12 protein-coding genes are annotated in these 24,435 nt (G+C 40.6%); 9 read left to right on the top strand and 3 right to left on the bottom strand.

The window, feature by feature from the left end; translation table 11 throughout:
• Window position 1: 1 nt before the first annotated feature.
• From PARA125_RS00515 to PARA125_RS00490, 6 genes are read left to right on the top strand one after another with little or no spacing between them, the layout of a single operon-like run.
• Window positions 2–781 carry a DUF2764 family protein gene (locus PARA125_RS00515; protein ID WP_213156786.1) on the top strand — a complete coding sequence of 260 codons (780 nt, stop codon included), beginning with the start codon at window positions 2–4 and terminating at the stop codon, window positions 779–781.
• Complete coding sequence (locus PARA125_RS00510) at window positions 778–2,565, top strand: V-type ATP synthase subunit A (protein ID WP_213156785.1); 1,788 nt, start codon at window positions 778–780, stop codon at window positions 2,563–2,565. Before PARA125_RS00515 ends, PARA125_RS00510 begins: the two co-directional genes overlap by 4 nt.
• Before the next feature lie 15 nt (window positions 2,566–2,580).
• Window positions 2,581–3,897, top strand: coding sequence for a V-type ATP synthase subunit B (locus tag PARA125_RS00505; RefSeq protein ID WP_213156784.1), 1,317 nt, complete (start codon window positions 2,581–2,583; stop codon window positions 3,895–3,897).
• Between the two features lie 9 nt (window positions 3,898–3,906).
• Complete coding sequence (locus PARA125_RS00500; RefSeq protein ID WP_213156783.1) at window positions 3,907–4,557, top strand: V-type ATP synthase subunit D; 651 nt, start codon at window positions 3,907–3,909, stop codon at window positions 4,555–4,557.
• Window positions 4,547–6,466 carry a V-type ATPase 116kDa subunit family protein gene (locus tag PARA125_RS00495; protein ID WP_213156782.1) on the top strand — a complete coding sequence of 640 codons (1,920 nt, stop codon included), beginning with the start codon at window positions 4,547–4,549 and terminating at the stop codon, window positions 6,464–6,466. Before PARA125_RS00500 ends, PARA125_RS00495 begins: the two co-directional genes overlap by 11 nt.
• Before the next feature lie 17 nt (window positions 6,467–6,483).
• On the top strand, window positions 6,484–6,912 hold the full coding sequence (locus PARA125_RS00490; protein ID WP_213156781.1) for an ATP synthase subunit C: 429 nt from the start codon (window positions 6,484–6,486) through the stop codon (window positions 6,910–6,912).
• Between the two features lie 41 nt (window positions 6,913–6,953).
• Here the strand turns inward: PARA125_RS00490 and PARA125_RS00485 are convergent, their stop codons facing one another.
• Together PARA125_RS00485 and PARA125_RS00480 are read right to left on the bottom strand one after the other, a co-directional pair.
• Window positions 6,954–7,433: an SRPBCC family protein gene (locus PARA125_RS00485; protein WP_249274089.1), complete on the bottom strand. Its 480-nt coding sequence runs from the start codon at window positions 7,431–7,433 to the stop codon at window positions 6,954–6,956.
• Between the two features lie 9 nt (window positions 7,434–7,442).
• A complete protein-coding gene (locus tag PARA125_RS00480) occupies window positions 7,443–8,531 on the bottom strand; it encodes a 3-deoxy-7-phosphoheptulonate synthase (protein WP_213156780.1) in 1,089 nt (362 codons plus the stop codon).
• A gap of 93 nt (window positions 8,532–8,624) precedes the next feature.
• On the opposite strand from PARA125_RS00480, the gene PARA125_RS00475 reads away from it, so the two are divergent.
• On the top strand, window positions 8,625–10,250 hold the full coding sequence (locus PARA125_RS00475; RefSeq protein ID WP_213156779.1) for a hypothetical protein: 1,626 nt from the start codon (window positions 8,625–8,627) through the stop codon (window positions 10,248–10,250).
• A 373-nt stretch (window positions 10,251–10,623) separates the two neighbouring features.
• Here the strand turns inward: PARA125_RS00475 and PARA125_RS00470 are convergent, their stop codons facing one another.
• Window positions 10,624–19,911 (bottom strand): DUF3638 domain-containing protein, encoded by a 9,288-nt coding sequence (locus PARA125_RS00470; RefSeq protein WP_213156778.1) that lies wholly within the window; start codon window positions 19,909–19,911, stop codon window positions 10,624–10,626.
• Window positions 19,912–21,592: 1,681 nt separating this feature from the next.
• Between PARA125_RS00470 and PARA125_RS00465 the strand changes: the two genes are divergently transcribed.
• Entirely contained in the window at window positions 21,593–22,657 is a 1,065-nt protein-coding gene (locus PARA125_RS00465; protein ID WP_213156777.1) for an RING finger protein, read from the top strand.
• A 394-nt stretch (window positions 22,658–23,051) separates the two neighbouring features.
• Complete coding sequence (locus PARA125_RS00460; protein WP_213156776.1) at window positions 23,052–24,434, top strand: alanine/glycine:cation symporter family protein; 1,383 nt, start codon at window positions 23,052–23,054, stop codon at window positions 24,432–24,434.
• Window position 24,435 lies beyond the last annotated feature (1 nt).

The following is a 24,435-nucleotide window of genomic DNA, read 5'->3' as shown; positions in this document are numbered from 1 at the left end:
GATGGCCCATTATTATTTTGTTGGCTCCGCTCTTCCGGAACTTCGCATCGACGCCCCTCCTGAAATGGGTTTTCAGGAGTTTGAAACGTTGTTGTATGAAAATTTAAAACCGAGTGACTTAGCCGATTTTAAGCTGCTTCGACTTTATTATGATATTCAGAATATCCGTGCCTTTTGGAAAAAAGAGCCTTTTGATCACTTGGGTACTTATAATGAAAATGAGCTCGAAGAGGCTTTAGTGGTGGGAGAAGGATTCCCCGATTATGTTTTAGATTTTTTAAGGGTGCATGAAAAAATAGAAGATCGCTTGGCCCATTTTCCAAAGCTGGTGTCTGCTTTTTTTCGTGAAGAGGAGAGGCATTCAAAGGGCTTTATCCAAAAATTTTTGTGTTTTGAAAGAGAATGGAGGCTGGTTTTGGCTGCCTTTCGCGCCAAAAAAAGGGGGCAGGATTTAATCCAGGTTTTTCAATATGAAGACCCCTCAGATAACCTCGTAGCGCAATTTTTAGCTCAAAAAGATTCAAGCGCTTTTGAAACTCCAGAAGGTTATGAAGAGCTTAAGCAACTATTTGAAGAGCATTATGATAGCCCTCTAGCTCTCTACCAAGCATTAGCGGAGTATCGTTTTCAAAAAATAGAAAGCTTTTGGGGCACCGATGTTTTTTCAATCGATCGGATATACGCCTATTTTGTTCAGCTTGTCCTCGTAGAAAAATGGCAGGCCTTGGATAGGCAAAAAGGAATACAAACTGTGGATACCCTAGTGAAGGATGCATCATGATTGAAAGCCAAACCACGATTCAAGAAAATAAAAAAGCTGCAGGGAAAGTTGTCAAAGCCTTTGGAAATTTGCTTCAAGTGGAATTTGAAGGCAATATTCGGCAAGGGGAAGTAGCGATGGTTCATGTGGACGAGGCTCGCCTCAAAGCCGAAGTGATTGAAATTAACCATAAGGAAGCCAAAATCCAGGTTTTTGAGGATACAAAAGGGGTTAAATATGGAAGTCAGGTTGACTTTGTCGGAGACCTGCTTGAGGCTGAATTAGGTCCTGGCTTACTTTCTTCTATCGTGGATGGATTACAAAACCCCTTAGAAGAAGTTGCCGAACATGCTGGGTACTTTCTCCCTCGTGGAGTTTATCTTGCGCCATTAGAACGGAATAAGAGCTGGAATTATGAGCCGAAGGTAAAAGTGGGAGACATTGTTCGACGAGGAGACACTTTAGGAACCACGTTGGAAGGACGCTTTCATCATCATATTATGGTTCCTTTTGCCCTCTATGGAACCTACAAAATAAAATGGGTTATCTCCCCTGGTGCTTATCATGTGGATACGGTTGTAGCTCGCGTAGAAGATGAAAAAGGGCAGGAACACGCTTTTACAATGGTGCAAAAATGGCCGATTAAAAATGCTTTATTTGAAGGAGAAAAAATCAAGCCGACTAAAATGATGGATACGGGTTTACGTATTATTGATACGCAATTCCCTGTCATGAAAGGTGGTACATTTTGTACTCCGGGTCCCTTCGGAGCAGGCAAAACGGTTATCCAGCACCATTTATCCAAATACTCGTCCGTAGATATTGTGGTAGTAGCAGCCTGTGGAGAACGGGCGGGTGAAGTAGTCGAGATCTTAAGAGAGTTTCCCCATTTGACAGATCCCCATACAGGAAACACCCTTATGGAAAGAACAGTGATTATTTGCAATACCTCTTCAATGCCGGTGGCTGCGCGAGAATCTTCCATTTACTTAGGAATGACGATTGCTGAATACTATCGACAAATGGGACTCGATGTGTTGCTTTTAGCGGACTCCACTTCAAGATGGGCACAGGCGCTTCGCGAAATGTCGGGAAGGCTGGAAGAAATTCCCGGTGAGGAAGCCTTCCCTGCTTATCTGGCTTCGAGAATTGCTGCATTTTATGAGCGTTCAGGCGTTGTGTCCCTGCACAATGAGGAGCAGGGCTCTATCACAGTGGGAGGGGCTGTTTCGCCGGCGGGGGGCAACTTTGAAGAGCCTGTTACTCAAGCAACCTTGGCTGTTGTCGGAGCTTTCTTAGGGTTATCCAGAGAGCGTTCAGATTCAAGGCGCTATCCAGCTATCGATCCTTTGATTTCTTGGTCAAAATATGTGGACCAGGTCGATCAAGAAATGGATTCTCAGCTAGAAGGATGGGGGCATATTGTGAAAAAAGCGGCCCGCATTCTTCGCAGTGGAGATGAAATTGGAAAGCGGATGGAAGTTGTGGGGGAGGAAGGTACAGCTTTAGAGGATTTAATTGTATATTTAAAAGCAGAGCTCTACGATTTTTGCTATTTGCAACAAAATGCGTTTGATAAAGAAGATACTTATTGTCCTCTTCATCGCCAAGTGCAGCTTTTAGCCATCATCCGTAAAATTTTTGATAAGCATTTTACATTTGCGACCCATGATGAGGCTAGGCAATACTTCTTGCGTTTGCAAAACCAGATCAAAGATACGAACTCGCTTCCCTTTGATTCAGATAAATATCGCACTGCTTACCACCTCATCGAAGAAATAATAGAAAGTGTACAAGCTGATTAACCTCTGAGGATACCCATGAAAAAAGTATATGATCGTATTAATGACATGCGTGGAAACCTGATTACAGTCACAGCTCAGGGTGTTAGTTTAGGAGAATTAGCACGGATTGATTTAAGAGATGGCCGCCATATTTATGCTTCTGTTTTACGCATTGAGGGGGAAACTGTAACCTTACAGGTTTTCCAAAATACGCGTGGCATTTCCACAGGAGACCGTTTGACGTTTTTGGGCAGACAAATGCAAGCTTCTTATGGAGAGGCGCTATTAGGAAGACGTTTAAATGGCTCGGGAGAACCCATTGATGGAGGGCCTAACATTGTGGGAGATTCCATCGAGATTGGAGCTTCTTCTTTTAATCCTGTGTGTCGAGTGGTTCCACGGGAAATGGTAAGGACTAACATTCCCATGATTGATATTTTTAATACCCTTGTGAAATCCCAAAAAATCCCTATTTTTTCGGTTCCTGGGGAGCCCTATAACCAACTTTTAATGCGCATTGCCAATCAGACAGATGCGGATGTAGTGATCTTAGCAGGGATGGGATTAACTTTTGCTGACTATCAGGCCTTTATCGATAATGCCGAAGAGTCGGGATCTCTGAATAAAACTGTGATGTTTGTGCATCGCGCGACCGACCCAGCTGTAGAATGTCTTTTAGTGCCTGATATGGCTTTAGCTTGCGCGGAAAAGTTTGCGGTAACGGGGAAAAATGTTCTCGTATTAATGACAGATATGACAGCTTTTGCAGATAGCATTAAAGAGATTGCTATCACTATGGACCAAGTGCCTTCCAACCGCGGCTACCCGGGTTCTCTCTATTCTGACTTAGCTTCTCGCTATGAAAAAGCAGTATTAATTGAAGGGAGCGGTTCTATCACCATTATAGCCGTCACCACTATGCCTGGGGGGGATGTGACCCATCCGGTTCCCGATAATACGGGTTATATTACAGAAGGGCAGTTTTACCTCCATAATAAGCAAATCGATCCTTTTGGATCTTTATCCCGTTTAAAGCAATTGGTGATTGGTAAGGAAACGCGAGAAGACCATGGAGACTTAGCTAACGCAATGATTCGCCTTTATGCGAGTTCTAAAAAAGCCCGTGAAAGACAAGGGATGGGTTTTAAGCTTTCGCGCTGGGATGAGCAATTGCTGGCCTATTCCAAACTGTTTGAAGAGCGGATGATGAACTTGGAAGTCAACTATGCGCTTGAGGAAGCTTTAGACTTAGGATGGCAAACATTGGCAGAATGTTTCCAATCAGAAGAGGTTGGAATTAAGAAATTATTGATAGACAAATATTGGCCCAAACATGCGCTTGTGAATGCTTAGTAGGGACGTATGGCAGAAATCAAGTTAACCAAGAATGAATTACGTTCTCAGCAAGGCCGTTTAGGACAGTTGCAAAAATACTTACCGACTTTGCAATTGAAAAAAGCGATGCTGCAAAGCGAGGTCAATGAAGCCCGCCATGAGATCGCCCAGCTTGAGCGATTATATAAGCAAAAGCACGATCAAGTAGAAGCTTATAGCAGCCTTTTCTCGGAAAAGATTTCTATCGACTTTAAAGAAGTTATCCGCATTGTTTCTGTTGATAAACATTTTGAGAATATTGCTGGCGTTGAGGTGCCTTACTTTGAATCTATCAAATTTGCAGATTTGACTTATGACTTATTTGAAACGCCCCCTTGGGTGGATTCTCTTGTGTTAGGGGTGCGTTCTTTGATGGAAGTGACAGAGAAAATAAAAATTGTGCACCAAAAAAAGAGCGCTTTAGAAAAAGAGTTTCGAGAAGTTTCGATTCGGGTTAACCTTTTTGAAAAAATTCTGATTCCGCGAGCTCTCGCTAATATCAAGAAAATTAAAGTTTTCTTGGGGGATCAAGAGCTAGCTGCTGTGGCGCGAGCAAAGGTCGCTAAAGAAAAAGTAGAAGCCCAAAAAGCGGTTGCCTTAGAACATAAAGCACTTCGGGAGGCCGGCGATGCGCTATGATGTGAAAAAAGTTCTATTTGTAGGGGTGGAAGAAGAGAGAGAAGCCTTTTTTAAAAAAGCTCAAGAAATAGGGCAAGTTCAATTTATCCCTCCTTCAGGAGTCAAGGATAAAGAAATTCCCCAAGATGTTCAAAATTTAGTCTCGGCCATTAAAATCTTGCGCAGCTTCCCCTCTTTGCCACAAGAAGATCAAAGTAATATTGCTTTAGCTGAGGATTTAACCCGCGAAATTTTACAGCTTAAGCAAAAACTTGATCAATTGGAAGAAGAAAGACGGATGACGGCTTTAGAAATTAGGCGCATTGAAATTTTTGGCGATTTCTCATTGGACGATATTTTAGCTATCGAAAAGCAAGGGCACCGCAAGATTCAGTTTTTCTTTGCTAAAAAAGGTTATGCGGATCATCAAGCCATTCCCGATGAATTAATCCAAATCGGCTCAGATGATGGGCTCGATTACTTTATGGCGATCAATAAAGAGCCGAAACAGTATGAGAAAATGGTTGAGATGAAGATTGAGTCTTCTCTGGGACAGTTAAAACAGAGAAACCAAGAAGCCCAGCGAGAATGGCTTGAAATTGACCATCTTTTAAAAAGTTATGAGAAATACAACCATTTTTTACATCGAGGGTTGGTTGACAAACTCAATAAGTATCATTTGGTTCATGCAAAAGGTTATGCTGAAGATATGTTGGAAGGAAACCTTTTTACGGTACAAGGGTGGGTGCCCTCCAATAAAAAAAAGGCTCTTCAAAAGCTTCTTGGCAAGTTTAAAGTGCATGCGGAAGAAGTGGAAATTGAACCTACGGATAGTGTTCCTACTTACTTAGAAAACAAGGATTTCGCTCGAATAGGAGAAGATCTGGTCCATATTTATGATACTCCTTCCATGACTGACAAAGACCCTTCTTCATGGGTGCTGTTTTTCTTTTTGCTCTTCTTTGCCATGATTATGGGGGACGGAGGATATGGGCTAATTCTCCTAGGAATTGCCCTTTTTGTCCGATATAAATATCCAAATTTAAAACACTTAGGGAAAAGAGTGGCCAACCTGACGACTCTGCTTGCCGTGTTTTGTATTGGATGGGGATTTGCCACCCACTCTTTTTTTGGAATAAACTTAAGTCCCCAAAATCCCTTGCATAAAATGGCCCCCCTCACATGGCTGACAGAAAAGAAGGCGGCTTATCATATTCAACAGCAGGACGAGGTGTACCGAGAGTGGGTCGATAAATTTCCCCACCTGAAAGGTGTCACAGATTCCAAAGAATTTTTAGAGAAAGGATATAGCGAGCATAAAGGTAAGAAAAGTTATGACATCATTAGCAAATTTTCCGACAACATTCTGTTGGAATTTGCCCTCTTTATTGGCGTTATTCACCTCGCCATTTCGCTTATTCGCTATGCCAATCGGAACTGGACAGCCATAGGTTGGTTAATAGCTTTAATAGGAGGGTATTTATATTTTCCTTACTACTTAGATGCCACCTCTATGGTCCACTACCTGTTTTATTTGGATAAAGAACAAGCGGGAATCCAGGGGCTTTATCTTTTGTCGATAGGAACGGGAATGGCGATTGCCATCGCTATTTTCAAGCAAAAGTTTTTAGGCATTTTTGAAGCGATGACAGCCATTCAGGTTTTTTCTGATGTGCTTTCTTATTTGCGTTTATATGCTTTAGGAATAGCGGGAGCTATTATGGCAAGCGTGATTAATGAGATGAGTGAATCCATGACTTTTATCCTCGCTTTGTTTGTGACGATTTTGGGCCATACTGTCAATTTTGTTTTAGCCATTATGAGTGGCGTTATTCATGGGCTTCGTCTTAACTTTTTGGAATGGTATCACTATAGCTTTGAAGGAGGGGGAAAAATGTTTAATCCTCTTCGAAAAATTTCACTTGACTAACTCTAGGAGAAATCACAATGGATTTCAATTTCGACATGATAGGACCCGTTCTAGTGCTGGGTCTAAGTAGTATTGGTAGCAGTATTGGGTGCGGTATCGCAGGGATGGCTTCACATGCTGTGATGAGTAGGGTAGAGGAGGGGCACGGAAAATTTATTGGAATGGCTGCCGCTCCTTCTTCCCAGTCTATTTATGGTTTTATCTTGATGCTTTTGATGAGTAGAGCAATTCAAGCGGGCTCTTTAGCTCCTCTATCCGGAATTGGAATTGGGGCAGTTGCGGGAGCAGCCATTATGATTTCTGCTATTTATCAAGGGATGGCTGCTGCAACAGGGATCCAAGCTTCTGCAAAGCAGCCTGCTATTTTTGGAAAATGCTTTGCTGCGCTGGGAATTATCGAATCATTTGCGCTATTTACGTTTGTATTCTCGTTATTACTTCTGTAAAGATAAAGCACACAGGCTATCTGCTCTGTGTGCTTTTTTTCTTAAAATGAGAAGTCCCTCACACTCTTTTTATTTTCTTTATCTTCATCAAGCGTAATTAATTCTACCCATAGCTGATGCCTCCATTCTTCAAGTATTTGGTTATTCAGAGCCAATTGAACTTTATAAGTCAAAATCCCTTTCTTGTTTGAATAATCGGCATTTAGCAATGCATAGGCATATGTTCCTGTCTTTTGTTGAATGGGGACAACTTTGGTTTCTTTTGTATGATCGCGGAAAAGCAGCTCAATATGTAAAGTTAAATCCTGTGTGTCCCTTATAGAGGGAGGTAATTGCCAACTAATCAGCAATCGTTGGCCGATAGGGGGATTTTCTAAAAGTGGATCAGGGGTTCTGACGTGGTAGCTAGCTAGGTTTTCATGGCATAAATATTCTGTCTGGACCGTTAAAATTTGTCGGCTACAGCTAGGAAGAAAACAGCCTATCCACAATAACAAAAGAGGAACGATTTTTTTTAACATGGGTAACCGCTAAATTGTTTGAAAAGATAAATGCTCTTCCATGCATATGTTTGCATTCCATGCTGAACGCAATTGATCTCGCCCCCACTTGGCTAGGTGTTCGGTAGAGGCCCAACCTAAACACGGATCGGTAATCGATAAGCCATGTTGAAGAGGCTTGCTTTCAATAGATTGGTTGCCTTCGCATAAATGGCTTTCTAAAATGAAACCGCGGATGTGGCAGTTTCCTTGAGCGATTTGTTGAATCACAGATTGAAAGACATCTATTTGCTTTAGATGCTGGCGAGAAGCATTTCCATGCGCGCAGTCAATGATTAGGCGAGGAGTAAGATCCATTTTTTCTAAAATCTTTAAGGCAGAATGGATGGATTCTGGATCATAATTTGTATGGGTATCTCCCCCTCTTAAAACAATATGGGCGTGTGAATTGCCGGAAGAATTTAATATGGAGTTTTGTCCCTGATTGTTTATGCCAATCCATTGATGGGCAATAGAAGCTACACAAGCTCCGGAAGCGGCAATTTCTATATTGCCATCTATGCTATTTTTGAAGGCAATAGGCATGGGAAGGCTTGAAGCCATTTGACGATGGATGGAGGAGGCAGAAGTTCGGGCACCAATGCAACCCCAGGAGATTAAATCGCTAAAATAAGGAGCACAGGCTGGATTTAAAAACTCTGTGGCGAGCGGAATTTTTAGTTCAGTTAAGTCTAATAATAGCCGGCGAGTCAGAGTGAATCCATTTTGAATATCGTCAGAACCATCTAACCAAGGGTCATAAAGAAATCCTTTCCAGCCATGCGTCGTACGAGGTTTTTCAAAGTGTACGCGCATAAGCACGAGAAAGGTGTCGGATAAGGCAGCCGAGAGGTGTCGCAATTTGTTGGCATACTCTTTTGTGGCTGTGATATCGTGAATAGAGCAAGGGCCAACAATTAATAGAAGCCTAGAGTCATGGCTATCCAAGATATTTTTGACTTGTTGGCGGCTATGAGCAATAAAGGAAGCGTTTAGGGGCGAAAGAGGAATTTTGCAGATAAGTTCTTGAGGGGTAGGTAGAGAGCCAAGGTTTTTTTGGAGGGAGGCTTCCAGCAGCATGCAAATAAAATCCTTTAAATTGTTGGGGTTGCTAATATATCTGCTATTCTAGCAAACTTGAAGATTTTAAGCATCGAAACCTAGAGGGATGTTGTGGAAAATGCGCAGGAAATGGTGGAAGATTTTATTCAAAATTACAAAAAAATTTCTAATCAAAAAAAGCTTCCCTTATTGCATGTAGAAATAAAACAAGGGAGAGAGGAGTTTTACGAAGCGCATTACTATGCAGGAACTTTTCATATACAAGCATCAGATTGGCGCACTTTAGCTTTTGCAATCCACACGTTGAAAATAGGTGCGATGAGCGGCCATTATGCCGATTTTTTAGGGGAAAAAAAACCAAAGTTTCATTTGCGCCCCTTGTGGATAGAATGTGATCTTCTAACCGAAACCGAGCAAGGTATCGCATGGGTGATCCCTCACTATTTGAGGGAAAATGACTCCCAAGTGACCACTTTTGCCAAACGCCTGATTTCATTGGGTTATAATGCCATTGTTTTGGGGGCAAGGGATCAATCCTTGCCCAAACATGCGCAAGAATTTTCTTTAGAGAAGGTTTGCCTTACCTTGCGAAGCTTGGGGATTAAAATCATTTTAAAACCTACCTTCTCAAAACGTGAAAAGCATTTAGACAAAAAAATATTTCTAGAAGTAATCCAAAAAAAATCTTGCTTTGATTACCTGTTTATAGAAAACGGGAGTGTTTTTCCCTGTCTTTCTACTGGCGAGAATGAACGAGAGCTCACTTCTGCAGACCTGGCTTTATATGAGGTTAAATTTCTTGAAAAGCTTTTAGGAAATCAGCAGGGCTTAATTTATTATGTACCCTCGCCCAATGGAGAAGTTAGCAAAGCTCAGGCTGAGTGGTTGCCGAGTTTTTGTGACGAGGTGGGAGCTCATACTATGATTGCCTTTTCCGCCGTTTCAGGAGACCCTACGAGTGATCATGCCCATCCTCATCCTATGTGGAATATTTTGCGGAAAATTCCCTATGTCTCGGCGACTCCTTTGATTCCGATTATAAATGTGGGAAATGTTCACCAAGGAGAAGGGCTCTGGCCTATTTTAACTTTGGCGGATATCGACTATTATTATAACCATTGCCATCGTCATCCCTTTGCCGGAATGGTCCATCTTGTCAATCAGCTGCCCCAGCCTGGGGCTATTCTTGACTGCTCGCTGTGGGCTGCTTCACAACCGGCTTGGAGTAATTTGTCTACAGCTCTTCTGGTAGAAACTTGGTTTTCAGCCTATCGCCCTGAAATGGAGTATCTTAAAATGGCTGAAGTATGGAAAAAAAATCAGGAAATAGCAACCGAGCTGAGCTTAATCCGTTCGTTAATCCGGGAAAAAAAACGGGATAAAATTTCTGCAGAAGGTTGCAAAGCTCTTTCAGAAAGCCTTTTATCCCGCCTTCATTATTTGCAAGAAATTTTGCGAAATTCAGCTAGCAAAAATCCTCACTTTGCTAATTATTGCCAATATTTTATTCGAGATGCTAAGCGAATGGTCCACCATTTTTTACAATGTTTTAATGTTTCTATAGGAGCTATTCTCAAAGGAGAGGATTTTGAACCTTCCTTTTGGACATCTATTCAAGAGGGAAAGGAGCAAGGCCTTAGAGGCGCAACCCAAATTCTAATTTTAGATAAACCCAATGCTGGAGCGCCAGATAGTCCTATGAATGCCATTTACAAAGAAAGCCGATTATTTAGCTAAAAAAAATATAATAATTTTTATTTTCTCATATATTCCAGCAATTTTCATTTGGGCTTCCCTTGGGTGTATTTTTCCTTTCATGAAAATAATAACCTGAGTTTTGGGTTTTTAAGAGGCAATTAGCAAAAAATTAGGGCGATCGATGAAAGGAAATGATGACGATCATCCTTTCTGGCAGCGTTAATTCTGGCTGGGGTCCTTTCTTAGGTTTTGCTGAATGAATAAGATGCTTGTCCCCTTCTTGTTTAAAGGTTTTCTAAAAATCGTCTATATCACAATACAGCGCAGCTAGATCCATTTTTGACCTCTCATGTTAAGCATTCTTTTGCAAGCAAATGTTTTAAGCTATCAAAGGTCACCTGCCATTAAAAATTTACTTACCACTTTGATGGCTCCCATTCCCATCAATTTTTTTATTCAAGTTTTGTTTTTTTTGTTTGGTAAAAAATTTTTTTAAGGGGCTAAAAGAATAAATTTCCCGAGCTACATGGTGGTATTTTAAAATTTGCTGGGTAAAGTAAGCTTTCATTTGATTTGAATCATGCTCTGATAACCATCTCTCTAGGGCTTCAAATTCTTTGGGAGAATAGCAGCTATGTTCTCCATTAAAAAATTTCACTTGAGCAAGTAAACGAAACAGTTTAGGCTCCATCTCTACTGGAACTTGCGCGTCGGGCAAAGCAAGTGGGCCCTTAATAAAACAACTCAGGCGTAAATCATAAATATTTTCCACGCAGAAGGGGGATAATTTTAAGTGATGAGTAGGGGCGGACTTACCCCCATCCGTATCTTCACAAATAAAATCAAGCGTATCGATCAAAACAAGGCGGCGGATCTGGGTATCAACGCAGTCGATTTTGAGATAATGGGCAGGTTTTTGAGCCTGGTCATGCGGCTTTCTAACCCACTTTTTCCCGATATCTCTCTCTGCTCTTGATAAGGGCAAGAAATTTTCTGAACACATTAGCTCTTTATCATACGCAGGGTGTATAAGAGAGGCTAATCCATACAGCCTATATTTGGAAACAGGGTGCCATCCTAAATGATAGGGTATATCTTGTTTTTCATCTGTTTCCTTTTCTATTTCGACTTCTGTCTCCTTTTCGACTTCTGTCTCCTTTTCGACTTCTGTCTCCCTTTCGACTTCTGTCTCCCTTTCGACTTCTGTCTCCCTTTCGACTTCTATTTCTTGATCTGAAAGTTCAGTGGTAGTGTTGTAGACATGTTTAGGTAAAAGAGCGAGTATTTCAGATGAGTAGGCTAGTTCGGAAAGGCGCTTTATGGCCTTGCCAAGTCCTGTTTTTATAGCAATATTACAGTAATAGATGCGTAAATTCTCAAGTTGCTCCGCGGTATTCTGGTCCCTTCTATTGATCTGAGAGTACTCTGCAAAATAGGAGCCGGGACTGCCATAACTGTCTTTCTTATAATTAATTAAAATGCCTTGTTTAGCAAAAGTGGAATAACGGGATAACATAGCAGGTATGCCTCCCTGTTGGGCCTTATCCAGCAGGTCATTGATCATTTCACTTCGCAGGATATCTCGACATGCATGCTTTTTTGATCGAAAAAGATTCTCGCTTTCTAATGCTGCAGTGTTTTTTATAGACATTTTAATCAAATCTTCCACATTTTTTATGGGGTCTTTTTGGGAAACGATGTAACATACCTTTTGATCGTCCCTTCTTAAACGCCCCGCAGTTTGCAAAACATCTTCAAAAGTTTGTGCCGCGCTAGCTGTAAGTAGAGCATGTGTGTTAGGAGCCATCTGAAAATCGGATCCTCGCGCTTGGCTTTCAGAGATAAAGCCTCCTAATTCGGAGGATTTTAAGCCCGATTCTTCCAGTAAAACAATTCCTCTTTTTGTATGAACTTTTTGGCCCCCTTTTACATTTCCAATGATAATTCCTTGAATGGTGGGAAGTTGTTTTTCTAAAAGTTGCTGAGAAGGAAGACCAAAGGGGACCCCATGTAAGGCCGCCACACCTGCTCCGTCCACCACAATTTGAAAGTGGGGATTCTGGCCCAAAGCTGTTCCCACAATTTTAGGGGGGGATTCGGCAGCGTAACGCATAACAGGCAGGGGTTTTCCATTAGGAGCTTGGTTTTTCAATAATAAAGATAGAACCATTTTCCCTGTAGCACCGAAATCTACCGCTTCTTTTGTTTGCATAGCTTCTGGCAACATATGCAAGCACCCTAATGTCGCAGAAGCTCCTGAATTGTGTCTAGACATGGAGAGGAGATTATGCTCATCACAGCTGATCCTGGCAGGCGAGATCGTCATTTGTTGCAAGACCATTTCTAGAAGGCTATACATAAAGGAAGAGCTTTGATTTGCTTTTTCCAGGAGTTGGGGGAGCTGCTCGTCGTTAATTTGACTGAGGCTATAGTCGGAGAAATGACCTTTAAAAACTTTAGCTTCCGGGGTTTCCTCCACGGATAGGTAGTCTCTATTTAAAACAGCTGCTTCAGCCTTTTTTTTCTTTTCATGAATCCAACGTTGAAGCATTTCTTTGCGAACGCCTGTCTGGTAATAATCTTGGATAGTATAATTAATTTGTTCTAAGATTTGCTCAAATTCAGAATGTTCTTTAGGAATATCACTTGCAAAGCAGGGGACAGTTCTTTCTCCATCTTTTGAACGCATGTATTTTACTTGGCATGTTTTAGACAACGTTAAGGGGAGAAAAGTGCAAAATTGCTCTTTGATTAATGCCAGGCGGTCTTTTGCTTTGGGGGACCAGCCTTGTATTTGTGCAAGAAAATGTTCATTCTCACCCACTACATAAGCAATGAAGGGACCCACTTCAAAGCACTTTTCTTCTTCTTCTGATAAAAGCTCCTGAAACTTCGCACTCAATTCTTCGGCTGCTTCCTTTAAAATATCGGCTCTTTCTGCATCTGAGAGTAATTTTCCTTGAGTATTATTTTTCAAGCCTAACCGGTCCTTTTTTAAAAGAACTTCAAAAATTTCTAAAGAAGTTTTCCACATAAATTCCGGAATAGGTATACCAGCACCTATTTTTAAATGCCTTTCCTCCCTTGGATTAAGTAATTTGTCAAATTCATCCAACATCGTGAATTGGTGTTTTCGCATCAAGCCGATTATGCGGGTCAAATACTTTAAATGTTCTTCTTCTAGGGGAGTTATGCTGTTTAGAGAGGGGGCAGCTTGCTGATCTAGCAGACGAATCCATTTTTGCTCTAGCGCTTGCTGAGCTTCAATAGTAGTGACTACAACGCCTTTTTCTAAAATAAAGCGTAGCAGATCATGATACATACGTTTGAAGAGAGACATCTCTACCTCCTTTTCAACAATGAGTGTGGGCATTGCTGCAGTAAATCTAAGGGGATAAACGTGTCTCTGGCAAATTTTGCCTAGCTTGTTCTGGAGATCCTTAAGGTTATTTTCAAAAATATGTTTTGGGAAACAAACTGTCACAAGGTTTGTGCCATTTGCACGCATCAAGGCTGTCAACACCAAAATAACGGTCGTTTTTCCAGCTCCTGTGATGGCTTGCCTGACACAATCGGGATGTTCTAAAAAGTCTTGAACCATTTTAAGCTGGCTTTTTCTCAGTAACAAGTTTGTCATGTATTCAAATATTAAAAACTGAGGAAATTGGAGGGGATCGTATTGGCGTTCTGCTGTCAGTAATTCATAAAGGCTTGCAATGGCGGTTGGGTGATTATTTTCTTCTTTTAAAGCTTCCATCTCTTTAAGCGCTAAATCCACTCTTTGAAGGTTTGTTTTTGCCAATAAATAATTCACTAAGGCGCTCTTTAATTGATCAAAAGAAATAGGCGTTGGTAAGGCTGAAGCTAAATTTTCTAGGTCTTCTTGTAAAAAGTGTTTGAGTAAAAGTTCTACATCTACGCAGCGCTTTAAACGGGCTTTTTGGTGTAAGAGATGAGCAGTGGAACTTCTCTCATAAATTAACTGCTCTATAATGCTGCGTGTTTGCGCGCAGTGCAAAGTGAACTCTCGTTTTTTGGCTTGAAGGCTACTTTCAAGGGCTTTACGTGATTTTTCTCCTTCTGCAAAACAAACAGTTTTTTTAAGGGCAAATTGTTTTTTTGCTTCTAAAAACTCTAATTCAAGTGCATTTACAGCAGCTTTTATGCCAGGAAAATCGGTGGAATGCAAATCAGATAAATCTAGATTTGGCAAACGGATGTCTGTTTGTTTTAAAACAAAAAATTGGGTGAGAGTTTCTTGGGTATAGAGGGATTGGCTCTTATTAGAGCTTAAGTCGATGTAACTTTTCTCAGGAACTTTTTCTTCTAACGTTTTCTCTAACTCTTCCACAGAAAATTCTTTGAGAGGTTCTCGTGGGAGATCTAAGCATTTTTTTTCGAAACTTTTTAGCTCATTCTCTAGCATTTCTTCCTCTGTTCCGGCAGAAGCAGGCGGATCAATGGAGTTGACTGAAAGGGGGCTTTGGTGCCTCAGTAGTATGATCTTTTCTAATTCTGCCAAAAATGCTTTTAGAGCAAACTGACTGGTGCTTTTTTGGGTTTGAGCTAACTCTAAAATTTTGGGAAAAGAAACCTGTGGTTGAGAATGCCGGATATCTAAAATTCGAATGAGATAATTTCGTAAAGTCTCTAGAAAATTCCGATCCTCCAGCTCCTTGCCACTTAACGCACGGCCCTCTTTTTTTTGCGAGTTTTCCCGGGGGAGAGAGCGGAGGGTATATTCGAGATTTTTGAATGCTTCGCAAGTGATAGGGGCAGAAGTTGCAATTTTATAGATTTTGGGAAAATGGTCGTGTAATTGCCACAAATTCTTCGAAGCGAATTCAAAGGAGCTCTTAGCCGAATGTTTTTGTAGCATTTTTAGGAAAGGATCGGCGAATTCTGTGATCCTTTTTTCTATAGGGTTTTCAGGGCTAAAAAAGGAAGTTCGAACTTGGTGGAAACTCCTTTTCTGGGCTTGGTTTTGACTGGCTAGAAGAGGAATGTTAGCTTGATAAAATGCTGGTTCGGCTATTTCAAGTTCTTCTAGGCAGATCGCTTCATCTCTGTCTTCGAGCCGCAAAATTCCTGATATTTTCCCTTTGAATTGAAGATAATTTTTGTACAAAGAAGCAATCGTTAAGTCCAATCCCGTTTCTTCTTTATTAGGCGTCTTTTTTTTGCCAAGTAAGGCCACATGAAGTTGGAGGGCAACCTCATCGGGCGTTTTAAAGGGCTTTTTTACAAAAGAATATACAAATTGCATATCGGCATATTCAAACTTTCTAAAATGCCTTTTAAGGCTCTCGAGATATTCCAAACAGCGTTCAGGTTGAAGATAAATAAGGCTTAATTTTGCTAGGTAAAGGTACGGAGCGATTGATAAGCCTGTGATTTCTTTAAGCTCTAGGGATACTGGATTTATGTCAAAAACCCAAAAATCTTGCTTGCTAGCTAAGGGGAGCAATTTCCACTCCGACTTTATGGGATCTCCCTCATCCCAAGCAAAAAGGCGTCCTCTTGCTATGCTCATGAGGTAGCGGTATATCATTCTGAAAGAAGGCTCAAGCTGGTTCTCTTGGGCGGCAATTTTTATGCGGGGGACAATCAAGCGCCATTGAGAAGAAATGGTAGGGTGCCTTAATGCTAGAGCGGAGTTAAGTCCTTTTTGCACTAATTTAAAAGGAGCTTCTGAATCTAGCATCCATCCGCTTAAGTGAGGATGCGTGCAAACGGCTTTGCCCTCTTTTTCTATAAAACAAAGGTTATAGCGAGGTAACTCAACTTTTTTAATGTGCTGCCCTCTTTTCCATACCATGATGTGATCCGCAGTGTCTAGCTGTTTGAGTTGTTGCCAAACTGGATCCATACTTTCAGTTAGCCCTCCAATCGATTTTTTAACTGTAGTGGCCTTTTCTCTTAAATCGATAATGGCCTCAATCGTTCTCTGATGAGGGCGCATTTTAAATAAGAGTTCAAAGAGGGGGATCCCCCTGTCATCCAAAACAAAGACGCGGGAAGAGTTTTTGAAATCTACCCAAAATCGGTAGTGAGAAAAGCCTAAAAAACCCGGTAGCTGGGGAATTTTTTTATTTTTTCCCTCTTGCCGACTAAATTTTAAGATACTGCCTAAAATTCTCTTAAAATTAGGAGGGCCGAAATTTAAACCTTTAAAGTTTAAAGAAGGGAAAAGGGTTTCTTTTAAGACGTATTGCAGCCAAATTTTTTCTTTCTTCCCTTCTCTTAAGATCTCGATTTGCTTGTAAACCTTGGGGTCTTTTTTCTCGTCGGAGACAATAGCTAGGGAATGACCATGCATGCCCTCAAACAGGTAAAAATTAGTGGTGTTTTCCCTAACCATTTTGGCGGAAACACACTCTAGCTTTTCTTTTGCTAAGGCACTCTTTACTTGAATATGCGAGTAAACCTCTACAGGCAAAGCAGCTATGGACCACTTCTCTTTTTTGTTTGTTAAGCTTCCAGTTAACAAATTGATCTCGTAAGATCCTGCATTGTATAAAGGAAAAGTTCCCTCCCATTTTTCAGTTGGAAGAGGCAGTTGAGTGATAGAGCAAACTTGATCTAAAATATGTTGTAGAAAGTTGCTTGTTTTAGGGTTTTTAAAAAAATGCTTTAACTGGTTTTTCCATTTTTCCCTTAATGTATAAAGTTGCGCTTGCTGTATAGGATCGTATTCGTATGTCTCGGCCGCGCAATTCTTTAAAACTGCTATTCCTATTAAAAGTTCCCGAATTTCTTGAGCCGATAATCGATCCTTTTCTTTATGGAGGAGCAAAAAATGCGCCCAAATTGTGTATCGGTGAAGAAAGAGGGGGGCTTTAGGATCAAGCGCTTGAAAGGCCCATTCCCTTAAAAAAGGACCATAAGGGGAAATGTCAAGTTGGGGCACGAAGTCTTTAAACCCTTGCATTAAGCGCAAGATAAAAAGGGTTGGATGGACTTTTCCTTGTTCCCGGAAGAGCTCGATATATTTGGTCAGCAAATTTAAATAGAGGTGGGTTAAGACTGGCAAAGATTGAAATTGCTGCTGGATATGTTTGCGATTATTAAATGGGAGGTTTTCTAAAAGATTTCTAACATCGCAAAAATCCAGAAGATAGGGTTTTTTTTTAATTAAAGCCAGGGTTTCTAATACGCAGTTATCACCTAAAAGCATTAACAAATCCCCTAAGTCTTGCTTTGAAAGGTTGGGCAGCCCGCTCCTTTCCTCTGGCAGGCGGTATCTTAGTTGTTCAAGGAGAGCTTTAAAGACTGCTTTGGGATTAGCCCTAGCAGCTTCTTCACTGAAAGCATAACGCTTCTTAATCTTCTCGATACTTGTTTTTCTTCCTAATTTTCCCCAAAGAGCTGCAGCGTGCATACAGGCATATTGATAACGTTTTTTCCAGCTCACTTGAAAAGCCTCTCCTGCATCTAGGGGCACCGTTTTGGCGTCTAAGAGAGGGATTGGGAATAGCTTTTGAAAGAGCTGCATTTGGCTGTCTAAGGCGGCCAATTGAGGAGAAAGTTTTTGAGGCGAAATCAAAAGAGAGGGGCGTTGAAAATATGTTTCCACCCAAGCATAGCCTTCTTCCCTGATCTTTCTTTTTCCTGATAGCAAAGTCGTGCGAGAATGGCTATCTTTCTTTCTTGCAAAAAAATAGTGGCTAGAGTAATAGGTTTTTAATTCTTCGAAGACTCGTTCTTCTGGGAGAGAAAATGCTGTCAGATGGTCACTTGCATTAAAAGTGGTCTTAAACCTGAGAAACTGATCTAAAGCCTCGTTCCAAAAGGATAAATAAATATGCCCTTCAAGTTTTGTATGTGAAAAATCGAGGCGAGCCATATGTTCTAGGATGATCCCTACTTTGATGATGAGTAACATGTGCTCGGGTGTGGCGGATTGCGTTTTCAAAAGAGATCTCACTAGAAGATAGGAAAGTTTGTTCAATTCAATTGCACAGGTAGTGCGCATAGGAGTGGATAGAGAATTCCAAAAATGTTGATCATTGAAGGCGAAACGGGTCGGAATGGGGGGGGCGGCCTGCTCCACCTTATCCACTTTCAGCGAGCGGAAAAGATGAAGGATGAGTGTTTGCAAAGCGTAATCTTCTTCTTGCTGCATGAACTTTTCACACTCTTGCCGAATCTCGATTAAGGTTTGGGAAATAGACTCCTTGGTTAAAGGAGAAAGTTTAGGGACGGGAGTCGCTTCAATCGTGGCCTTTAGATCCTCCGTTGACAAAGAGGTCATTTCTCTGGTTGGACTTCCGTTGACATTTGCCACAGAAGCGTGTTTTGGGTCAAAAGGAGTGGGAGAGAAAGGTGTGGGGCCAAATTGATAGGAAGGAAGTTTCTGTTTGAAAATAAAAGGATTCTTTTGAGAAGGGGAGTGTTGAAGGTGGCGGGCCTTTTCAATTTCTCGCAAAATAATTTCACATTTTTTGTTAATATAGCCAATTTCTTCCTCGGTGATTTTTTGAGAGGCATGTAGCAAACTTGCCAATTTACTGACGTTTTGGACCCCTTCTTTTAAAAGAATTTGGTTCGTTTGGTTATTGGCCAAATTCTTTTGCGTAAGTAGAAAGAATTCATCTAAGGCTTCTAGCTGGAATTTTAACTTTCTTTTTTTTGTATCTATTTTTAATTGTTTTGTGGCTAAATCGACGATCAGCCAGACGTTTTTTTGCACCGCATTTTCTTGAATTCCTGTGCGATATCTGCTTAGAGGTTTTGGGGAGGGATCTAGACGATCAGCAAAACCTACAAAGAGGCCATTTAATGAGGTAAAATCGGGAATTCTCTCTTCATTTGAAGGAATAGCAAATACTGTATGGAATCTTTCAGTTAAAGAACCTAAAATGTTTGTTTTGGTGCTTTCACCAGCGGGCATTTGCAGTCGAAGAAGCGCATGCCACCATTTAGGATTGGCCACTTCCTCCTGTTTAAGCGCATGAAAAGAGGTTTCTGGAAGAGTTTTTGTTTTTCCTGCTTGATGCACTTGGGTTTGGAAATGTAAAGCTGTATCAGTAGATAAAATCCTCAAGCGGTAGTGCCCTGAAGCTTCTTTGGTTATCTCGTAAAAGGCGGAATGGATTTGATCTCCTTGGCGCCATCCCCCAGGAATAAGGCAAACTTTGCCAGCAGGAAGCTTAGCTATCGTTTTGCTTACATGTTTGCTAAGAGCTTCTAAATGCTTGGCGCGTTTAAGGTGGCTAGAAAATGTGGCAATTTTTTCCAACTGTTCGGCCCATGTTGCGCATTGTTTTAACAGAGGCATTAAATGGGGAGGGCAAGGATATTCCGTACTATGCCTTTTCAAAAATTGAAGAGTATATTTCAAAATAAGGCTTGTGGGGGCCTGTTTCAGTCCCGTACATAAAGAACTGATTTGCCTGCCATGCAGGCTAGCCATAAGTTGTTGGTCCACTTTAAAAGGACGTGAAGGCCAAAGTTTCTTTAAAAGAAAGATAATTCGCTCAAAAAATTGCCGCGTTTTTTCAAAAATTGTCTCAGCACGTCTGACCAGCGATGAGGAAAAGGAGGAGACGGTGCGGATATTTTTTGAAGCCAGATTTTCGGGAGAAACAAGCTCTTCTCTTTTGCTCTCAGAGGCCCTATATTGAGAAATGTCAAAGGAATCTCGCTGCCTTTCTATCCATTCATTTGCGGTTGCATGTTGTCCAATTTTAAATGACATAATTTGCCCTCATGAAATGTTTTAAGTGTTAAACTAACAAAACAAACGAATAAGCGTAAATTCTGCACGTTTCAATTTTTAATAATTGTTTAAATTTTAAAAATTCTCATTTGACCTAGGAGACAAAGGCTTAAAATCCTGAGACTTTTTTAATTTTATAACTATTTAGCATATTGCATTATACCTACTTTAGCCCCTCCTGAAAGGTATAAAAAAACCTTTTTATTCACCCCTTTTGCTTAATCTTTGCCGCTAAATAAAACTTTAAAGCATTGCAAGTTTTTTCAGAAATAAAAATTAAAAATCTGGATTAGCTTAAGGAAGTCTTTTTATAACCGCTCCCCAAAATAATTAACCTTTATTAAGTATTTTAACACTAGCCAGCAGGATTGATGGAGGATTGACGGGAACTTTAGGTTTTTTTTCTTTGGTTGTCTTTAACTTCATTGCCAAGCTGTTTTTCTCAAGATAGCGATTTGCTATTTTTATGAAAAATGCCTGGAGTAGCGCTAACGTTTTTTTGAAGCTTTTCACACACCAACCCAAAATTCACCTCATGAGCTACTGAGTTATGGCCACCTCTAGATTTGTAGAATTAAGAATAGAAGTTTAAGCAAAGGATAAGAATGATTTTGTAGGTATGTTTTGAGTTTGTTTATGCTTAGTGCCGAAAATTTTACTTAAGGAGACATAAAAATAACGTTAGCATGATGAGCCGAAATCTAGGCATTTAGATAGGATAGGTGCCAAAACAAGGGCGATTTATCTGAGCCGGATGGCAGGGAGAAATTGCTTTAAATTTCCTGGAAATGGTTCTTAAAAAGTTTTCAACTCGAAAACAGCTCAAAGTAGTCCTAATTGTTTAAAGAAAAATTTTTCTGAGCTAGCAAATGCCAAGCTTTAAGCGCAGAGAAATTTTGTTAGATTGCGTGAAAAGCAAAAAGGGAATGCTTAAAAAATCACTCTGAAGTGCTTTAGGAAGCCCTATTATGCTTCTAAAAGATAGAGAAAACAAGCAAAGCTCAACACGTAAGGTTGCTCAAATTCTTTGCGCCGTGCTTATGGGGGTTATGGGAGTGTAGTCTTATTTAACATTTTCTTTGTTTATAGTTTTTGTATTAGGTGAAAAGCAGGAGAAACAAATCCCTTATACAACTTTAAAAGGAAAACTTACGACTATTTTGAGGAGGACTATTGAAGATTGAGTGGGTATTTTTCATTGAAAGTCGAGTTGATTTTTCTGTTTGAACCTCCATTTATTTATCCGTGTACCTTCAGTGCATTTATAAGTTTAACAAGTGCAGCAGCGATTAAAGTAAAAATAAAATAGTTTGTTTTTTCGTCGAATATTTATAACCCGGGGAAATGATGGCTGAAATTGGGTGCCTATTTCTGTAATTATTTATCTGTGAATTTTATTTTTATCTGCTCATTATTAATTGTTTAAGCGAAAGAGTTAAATTTTTATGGATTTTAATTTCGGTTTTATCTTATACGCTTGATTTGAGAAGCATTTGTAGAAAACATTTGAAATAAGAAAGTCAGTTTATCTCTATTAAATAAATGCCTTCGGCGTCTTTTAGAGAATAAAAAGTTTTTTTCAAAGGTTTTTCGAAAAACATGTTTTTGGTTTGTTTAGAAATGATTTAGATTGCTTTAACTTTTAAACAAGGAAATTTTTATGGGAATGTCTTTCTTAATGCAAGCAGCCGATAGCCCTCAGCATGAAGCTATTTGGGTCGACAGCCAAGTGGAGATTGCCAGAAAGTATTGTGAGTGGGCGGTAAAATATAACTACGTGTATGTAGAAAAAGATTACAAAAAAGATGTAGAACGGAGATGTAAAAAGGCCGCTCTTGCTTGTATCGGCGGGGGAATTGCTGTGGGAGCGGGAACAGGAGCAGGCATTGGAGCAGCAGTGGGATTACCAGCGGGGCCCATCGGAGCGGCTGCAGTAGGAGGTATGGGAGCTGTTGCAGGTGGTCTCGTAGGATTACTTTCTGGTGCGAAGTTAGCAATGGAGACGATGAAGACAATTCAAGTCAACGCGAGTGCTTTGCAGAAGCGAATTGAAGAGGAAGAAAAAACAGGAAAAGATGCAGCCGACCGGTTTAATAAATTTTTAAAAAGTGTAGACTTTAATGGAAAGTATGAATGTCCGTACGGATTGAAAATTATTGATTATCCTGTAAGAGGACCCGATAATGTGGTTTATGAGAGAGTCTGCATTGAAGCGTGGATTGATAAGATAGCTAAAGACGGCAAGGGAGTCGCATCCGCTTATGGGGAAATGGATTTTGGAAAAGAAGATTTGGTTTTTGATTACCGCACCGCGATAGACATGAAAAAAGATTTAGCAATAGTGGTTCGAGAAAAATTAGAAGTTTCAACGAAGGAACATCGATTTTTCAGAGAAGCGCTGTTTGCAAAGATAAAAGATTTAGAGTTAGAAGTTGAAACTTGTTTAGAAGGATGGATGAAAGCACTCAATGAAAATAGATTGGCTAAGGAAGAGTCTATTAGTTCTTTAGCGGAAAAATATGCAAGACTTGCGCATGAATTTGAAGTACAGCCTGAAGTACAGCTTAAATCTAAAAAACAACCCAATAGAATGCACCTGAAAATAGAGCTCATTTTAGGTTCCGAATGGGGGGAGAAGGAAAGGGAGTATTTTGATTCCTGTTATAGGACAAAAACTCCGGCTTATTTATATGAGAAAGGAAATGAGTACTGCTTTAACATATAATTAAGACGTTTATGGGATGCCCTGACTTTAATCTCTTGTTGAATAAGAGGGCTTTTTCTAAAAAGATAGAAAAGTACGTTTTGTTCAATTTGCCAAAAGGAAGGGGCATCTCTTTTTTCTCCCCTTTGCTCCATTTTTTTACGATTCTTTCCCCAGTTATTTCTGAAATAGTTTTCAATAATCGAGGGTTTATTCCCTATGAGTTAGAAGTTAAAAAAAGCGTGTATTTTTAATGAAACTTTCTCTCTACATGTGATATAATTTTTCCCTTTAGATTCTTTTTCCAAAACAGCTTTTTAAATAGGCTTTTTTTATATACTTTGCAATTTTGCCTATCCACATGTCATAGGAAGGTAGGGCTTAAAAGCCATCAACACTGAAAATTAAGGAAATCATGGAATACATTGAGGGTTTGTTAACAGAGATTAAACACATGCTTTGGGGTCCTCCTCTTCTGCTACTTCTATTCGGCACAGGGATTTACCTGACTATTCTTTTACGTGGCGTTCAATTTCGCTATTTTCGTTTTGCTTTAAAAGCGGTTTTTGCAGAGCAAAAGCAAAATTCTAGAGGGGACATTAGCCATTTCGAAGCTTTAATGACAACCTTGGCAGGGGCAATTGGAACGGGAACGATAGCGGGCGTGGCCACAGGGATTTCTGTGGGAGGCTTAGGCTCTTTATTTTGGATGTGTATAGCTGCTATTTTCGGCATGGCAACCAAATATGCCGAATCTTTTTTGGCGGTCAAATATCGTGTGCACGATAAGCGGGGAGAAATGGTAGGCGGTCCGATGGAATACATTGAGAGAGGCTTAGGGTGGAAATGGATGGCGATTCTTTTCTCTATTTTTGGGGTAATTGCAGCTATTGGGACAGGCAATCTTGTGCAAGTGAATTCTATTGCGGATGCCCTACAGAATACTTTGCACTTTAATCCGTGGAGCACAGGAATTGGGCTAGCTGTGGTTGCAGGGTTAGTATTAGTAGGAGGAGTTAAAGCGATAGGAAAAGTGGCAGGGATTTTAGTTCCTTTTATGGCCATTCTTTATTTGGGAGCGGGTGTGATGGTTTTAGCTGTCAATGCCCCTGCAATTCCTGACGCACTCTACTTGATTTTGCAAAGCGCTTTTGATGGGCAGGCCGCACTTGGCGGTTTTGCTGGTTCTTCTCTCATGATGGCTGTACAGACAGGCGCTGCGCGCAGTGTTTTTACTAATGAAGCAGGTCTTGGGATTTCTTCTATTGCAGCAGCAGCAGCCCAAACAGATCAACCGGGAAGACAAGCTATGATTAATATGACAGGCACCTTTTTCTCTACCATCCTTGTGTGCACAATGACAGGCTTAGTCTTGGCGATTACAGGGGTATTAGGCCAAACAACCGCGGAGGGGCAATTAATCAGTGGCGCTTCAATGGCCATTGCGGCTTTCAATACTTCTTTGCCGGGTGGCGGGTATCTTGTTACTGCGGGTTTGGTTTTGTTTGCTTTTACAACTCTTTTAGCTTGGGCTTACTATGGAGAAAAATGTTTTGAATATATTTTTGGGGAACAGCTGATCCCCCTCTATCGATTGCTGTATATTATTGTCATCATTCCTGGAGCTGCTCTGAAAATGAGTGTGGCTTGGAATTTGGCGGATATCGCCAATGCCCTGATGGCCTTTCCCAATTTGATTGCTCTTATTGCCCTTTCAGGGGTGGTTTCTGGTGAGACTCGTTCTTTCCTTAAAGAGATCGCAAATGAATGTAAACTTTCCACAGAAACAACCACATGAT

This window comes from Parachlamydia sp. AcF125 (assembly GCF_018342475.1).
Classification (GTDB): Bacteria; Chlamydiota; Chlamydiia; order Chlamydiales; family Parachlamydiaceae; genus Parachlamydia.
The sequence above is the reverse complement of the archived record's forward strand: the minus strand, read 5'-3'. Positions and strand labels throughout refer to the sequence as shown.